Source organism: Xanthomonas sp. SHU 199 (genome assembly GCF_000364665.1).
Taxonomy (GTDB): domain Bacteria; phylum Pseudomonadota; class Gammaproteobacteria; order Xanthomonadales; family Xanthomonadaceae; genus Xanthomonas_A; species Xanthomonas_A sontii.
In genome coordinates, this window is record NZ_AQOI01000768.1 from 1 (window position 1) to 682 (window position 682).

Below are 682 nucleotides of genomic sequence, written 5' to 3' on the forward strand. Positions count from 1 at the left end.
CGGCAGTGTATTCGCTCGGTGGCGCCGCGGCCTGCGCCGGGGAGGCGGGAGCCGGCTTGCCGGCGGCAGGCAGCGCATGGCCGGGCTGGGCCACCAGGCGCAGCGGCGCCACGCCGAGCACGGTCACCGCGGTCAGGATCAGGGCCGCGCCCAGGCGCGGAAAAGCGGACGTGGTCTGCAGCATCAGCAATCTCCGTTTCAGGCTCAGGAAGGTCGGCGAAGCGCTGGCCAGGCCGGCGCTGGGCCGCGGTGCCACACCCAGCTGCACCAGCAGCCGCGCGTAGTCGTGACGGCAATGGCGGTGACCGGCGACCACGGCCGCATCGCAGGCCGCCTCGCGGGCCAGGGCGTACTCGCGGTTGGCCAGGTGCACCAGCGGATGGAAGAAGAACAGGTGCTGCGCCACCGCCGGCAGCAGCCCCCACCACAGGTCGCGGCGCTGCAGGTGCACCAGTTCGTGGGTCAGCGCCATGTCCAGATCGTCGGCGCGCAGGCTGTCCATGCGCCGCGCCGGCAGCAGCAGCACCGGCTGCCACGGCCCGATCAGTTGCGGCGAATCGATGCGCGCACACAGCCGCAGCTGCGGCGGCTGGCGCAGGCCGTGGGCCTCGGCCGCCAGGCGCAGCGCACCGAGCAGGGCGGTATCGGTGCACGGCGCCGCCTCGCGCGCACGCTGGCGGCT

1 protein-coding gene is annotated in these 682 nt (G+C 74.3%); it reads right to left on the minus strand.

Going from position 1 to position 682, the window contains the following annotated elements:
- The coding region (locus D183_RS25545; RefSeq protein WP_017910759.1) for a M56 family metallopeptidase at positions 1-682 on the minus strand (682 nt) is incomplete at both ends.